This is a genomic window from Bacillus sp. CGMCC 1.60114, from assembly GCF_042676365.1.
GTDB lineage: Bacteria > Bacillota > Bacilli > Bacillales > Bacillaceae_G > Bacillus_A > Bacillus_A rhizoplanae_A.
On sequence record NZ_JBHTHG010000094.1, the window covers coordinates 1 to 4,406 of the forward strand.

Below are 4,406 nucleotides of genomic sequence, written 5' to 3' on the forward strand. Positions count from 1 at the left end.
CAATAATTCCGGATAACGCTTGCCACCTACGTATTACCGCGGCTGCTGGCACGTAGTTAGCCGTGGCTTTCTGGTTAGGTACCGTCAAGGTGCCAGCTTATTCAGCTAGCACTTGTTCTTCCCTAACAACAGAGCTTTACGACCCGAAGGCCTTCATCGCTCACGCGGCGTTGCTCCGTCAGACTTTCGTCCATTGCGGAAGATTCCCTACTGCTGCCTCCCGTAGGAGTCTGGGCCGTGTCTCAGTCCCAGTGTGGCCGATCACCCTCTCAGGTCGGCTACGCATCGTCGCCTTGGTGAGCCGTTACCTCACCAACTAGCTAATGCGCCGCAGGTCCATCTATAAGTGACAGCCGAAGCCGCCTTTCAATTTCGCACCATGCGGTGCAAAATGTTATCCGGTATTAGCCCCGGTTTCCCGGAGTTATCCCAGTCTTATAGGCAGGTTACCTACGTGTTACTCACCCGTCCGCCGCTAACTTCTTAAGAGCAAGCTCTTAATTGGTTCGCTCGACTTGCATGTATTAGGCACGCCGCCAGCGTTCATCCTGAGCCAGGATCAAACTCTCCAATAAAGTTTGTCTAGCATCATAAATAAAAATTGACGTTTCACGTTGTTTGTTTCGTTCAGTTTTCAAAGAACTTGTCTGTCGCTTAATTGCGACTTCCTTATGTTAACATCTTTGTTTTTCAATGTCAACTAAGTTTTTTATTTCGTTTTCGCTTTCTGCTGTTTCGCATCGGCGACTTCTACTATATTACACAGTTATTGTTATAGGGTCAACAACTTTTAAAATCTTTTTCGAAAAAAGTTTCTTTGTAACTACTCAACCTATATCAAAAAAACAAAATAAGAATATAGAAGTAATCGCCTTATAGCGTCACTTCTATTTACTCAATAATGATCCAAATAATATCTTAAACTTTTCTTGTTCTGCCCAGATAACAGCTAACAAGACAAGTCCTCCGCCAAGAACAATTCTCCACGTTATAACTTCACCTAACAAAATGACAGATGCTATTATACTTACTACTGGAAGTATATTTAAGTACATTCCACCAACAGCTGCTGAGACCTCTTCTAACGCTTTGTTCCACAATAAATAAGCAAAAATAGTAGGACCAATGATTAAATATACTAAACTCCCCCATGCATTCCACGTTATTACATCTGGAATCCCCTGATATGCTACTTCAAAAATTGCGAAAGGCAACACTATAATAGCTCCGACGAGTAAAGTTAATGTAGTAAATGCACCGCTCGTTACATTCGCTTCCTCCTTCGGCTGTTTTAATAAAATATTATAAAAAGCAAATAGAGTTGTACTGACTAAAATAAGTAAGTCTCCAATAAAAGAGGATGTACTCTCATTTTGGTTACCCGGAATTGTTATAAGCAATACACCACTCATCCCTGCAAGCATACCAATCCAGTACTTCCAACTGACCTTTTCTTTAAGAAAAACAGCAGAAAACATAATAATAAATAGAGGTAATGTAGCATCAATAATACTCACATGCATTCCACTTGTAAGTGAAATTCCATATGAAGTAAACATAAAGTATCCCGCAACACCTGTGAAAGATAAAACTATAATTCTATTCCACGGAATATACGTCTGTCGCATTTCCTTCCAATGAAAAGAAAAGGATAAGCAACCCGCTAAGGATAAACGCAAAAAAAGTAAAGTAAAAGGCGGGAATGAATGCAATGCCCACTTTGTTGGAGCGATAGCAATTCCCCATAGCATAATCGCTATTATTAGCATAAAAATACCTCTCATATGCATTTCACATCCGTTTCAATTACAATTGTTAAGTTAAGTAATAGATTTCATCCAAATCTACATTCAAAAAAGCTAAAAACAACAGTAACCTTTAAATATAGGATTTTTTATATTTTAATAGACTATATCAAATATATAGTTGAATAAATTTCGTAATTCTAATTACTTACTACATAGAGCTTTTCCCAATATAAAAAAGGAATCCCTCTTCAAATTAACGAATTTGTTAGTTGCAATATAAAGTGAAACTTCCATCAGTGGAGTTTTCTTCATCCCCCATCCATCTTCTTAGCTTTGCTCTGAACCTTGAGGTGAGGTTTACTACCCGCGAATAGTGGGATAAAACAAAAAGACTGAAGGTGACAAAATGACAATTTATATCGCGCTGTTGCGAGGCATTAACGTAAGTGGACATAATAAGATCAAAATGGCTGAATTGAAACATATGCTAGAAACGATAGGTCTCAGCCGAGTACAAACATATATTCAAACTGGCAATGTCCTGTTTGAATCAACGGAGGATACAGAGTCATTGCGCTTCCGAATTGAGGATGAAATTAGAAAGACTTTTGGGATTTCAGTCACCGTTGTCTTAAGAACATCCACAGAATTTGAGAGTATTATTGAGTATTGTCCATACACAGATATACCCTTGGCCAAGGGAGAAAGTGTTCATGTTTCCATTTTAACTGAAGAGCCCCAGCAAAAGGTGGTCGAGCTGTTATCGAACAGCGAACGTGATAATGATGAATACTATATCCATGGACGTGAAATTTACTTCTTATTCCGTCAAAGCATACTGGACTCCAAGTTGGCGAAGAACCTACAGAAACTTGGAAATACCGCAACAACACGCAACTTAAATACAATCAATAAGCTGGCTGCACTCTTGGAAGCAATGCAAGCTGAATAAGAAAAAATATTTCTGAGGGAACAACAGGGAAGATTCCAAATTTCATGAAAATGTTTACGTATTTTCACTATTGTTTCCCTCTTAACAATCAAAGGAATAATATAATTTGTATATAAATAAACTATAAGAATTAAATTAGTTTTGCCATATAGTATTCATTGACAAATTCCCCTCTAATCATAAGGGAGTGACGTTTTATTCCTTCAATTTCAAAACCTGACTTTTTGTATAGAGCAATTCCAGCTTCATTATGTACCATTACTGTCAATTCTAGCCTATGAACAACCATTATCTTTTGCCCATTTCTCTAAAGCATTAAAAAGAAGTGCACCAATCCCTTGACCATGATAAAAAGTTAAAATTCCTATGACTACATAAGCGCTATGTCGACATCTATTAAAGTTTTCTCTATATGTCCCAACGTATCCAACTAAATTATCACTTTTCTCAGCAACTAATATAGTAGAATGTTTACTATACAAGATATCTTGAATTTGTTTTCCTTGTTCGTCTACAAAGTGAGAGGAATTTTTTTTGCATCTGCTATTTTTATCTCTCGAATTCGTACATCCTCCAATTTCCAAACTCCTTTCTTCGTAAGTTTGATAAATTCATCCATTAAATTGATATGTAGGACATCCTCTTATGTTCATTTTTATTCGAAATACTCCACCAGCACTCAAATCTGTACTATGCATTCTTGCCGTTGTAATATATAACTCATTTAAGTCACTACCTCCAAATGTACAAGAGGTTACATACAAAGTAGGTATAGGAATAGTTAACAGCTGTTCTCCATTTACAGGATCCATCTCGATACTTGAGAACCTCCCCAGTGAGCAATCCATAGCATACCTTCTTCATCAATCGTCATTCCATCAGGAAAGCCTTCTTCTTTTGGTATAAGAACAACATCTTGAGGATTTTCAATATGCCCTGTATGGATATCATAATCAAAACGAACTACTTTTCTTGTAGGTGTATCAATAAAATACATGTATGTATGATTGGGTGACCATGCTAAACCATTAGAAGTACTCACTTGTTCTAATTTCTTTTTGACAGTTAAATCGGTATCTAAGCAGTAAAGAGCTCCCTCTCCACTTATACCAACTGAGTCTGTAGTACCTGCCCAAAAACGACCTGCTGGATCACACTTCCCATCATTAAAGCGTTTGTCTTGTAAATGGCTTTCAGGATCATAAATAGCTTGTAGTTCTTCCATATCCGGATTTAACCAATGAAAACCGTTCTCTAAAGCAAGAACCACGTTACCAGATTCACTAGGAACCACTGATCCAACCATCTGTTCAAGAAAGATTGTCTTATTTTCGTTTGTAATTGGATTATAGCTATGAACCTTTTGCTCCAAAATATCGACCCAATATAATAGCTGCTTTTTATAATCCCAACAAGGCCCTTCTCCAAGAGTAGCTTTAGCATCAATCACTAATTCTAATTCACCTAACAAATTACCCCCTCCTTATTAAAGAATATTCCGTCTATTTATAGTAACATGTATTTTTTCATGCTACGCTCTAAGAAGGAAAAAATCATACTATTAAAGATACACAAAAAAGACGAGTCATACTGACTCGTCTCAGATTGCCTGGCAACGTCCTACTCTCACAGGGACAAAGTCCCAACTACCATCGGCGCTAGAGAGCTTAACTTCCGTGTTCGGTATGGGAACGGGTGTGACCTCT

Annotated in this window: 4 protein-coding genes, 2 rRNA genes and 1 pseudogene; 1 reads left to right on the top strand and 6 read right to left on the bottom strand. The window is 37.7% G+C overall.

The genetic code is table 11. The annotated features are described in order from the left end of the window. Together ACFQZ1_RS14480 and ACFQZ1_RS14485 are read right to left on the bottom strand one after the other, a co-directional pair. Window positions 1–575 (bottom strand): 16S ribosomal RNA (locus ACFQZ1_RS14480); the annotation flags it as partial. 312 nt (window positions 576–887) lie between these two features. Then, complete coding sequence (locus ACFQZ1_RS14485; RefSeq protein WP_377882895.1) at window positions 888–1,784, bottom strand: DMT family transporter; 897 nt, start codon at window positions 1,782–1,784, stop codon at window positions 888–890. Window positions 1,785–2,154: 370 nt separating this feature from the next. Here ACFQZ1_RS14485 and ACFQZ1_RS14490 point away from each other — a divergent pair, with 370 nt between their 5' ends. Continuing rightward, on the top strand, window positions 2,155–2,700 hold the full coding sequence (locus tag ACFQZ1_RS14490) for a DUF1697 domain-containing protein (protein WP_377882896.1): 546 nt from the start codon (window positions 2,155–2,157) through the stop codon (window positions 2,698–2,700). Between the two features lie 130 nt (window positions 2,701–2,830). On the opposite strand, the gene ACFQZ1_RS14495 is transcribed toward ACFQZ1_RS14490, so the two are convergent. The 4 genes and pseudogenes from ACFQZ1_RS14495 to rrf form a co-directional block, all read right to left on the bottom strand. Next, window positions 2,831–2,989: a GNAT family protein gene (locus ACFQZ1_RS14495; RefSeq protein ID WP_377882897.1), complete on the bottom strand. Its 159-nt coding sequence runs from the start codon at window positions 2,987–2,989 to the stop codon at window positions 2,831–2,833. Further along, window positions 2,976–3,284: a GNAT family N-acetyltransferase gene (locus tag ACFQZ1_RS14500; protein WP_377882898.1), complete on the bottom strand. Its 309-nt coding sequence runs from the start codon at window positions 3,282–3,284 to the stop codon at window positions 2,976–2,978. The genes ACFQZ1_RS14495 and ACFQZ1_RS14500 overlap by 14 nt, the downstream gene beginning before the upstream one ends. A gap of 27 nt (window positions 3,285–3,311) precedes the next feature. After that, window positions 3,312–4,171: pseudogene (locus ACFQZ1_RS14505) on the bottom strand (SMP-30/gluconolactonase/LRE family protein). 136 nt (window positions 4,172–4,307) lie between these two features. Then, a 5S ribosomal RNA gene (rrf, locus tag ACFQZ1_RS14510) occupies window positions 4,308–4,406 on the bottom strand; the annotation flags it as partial.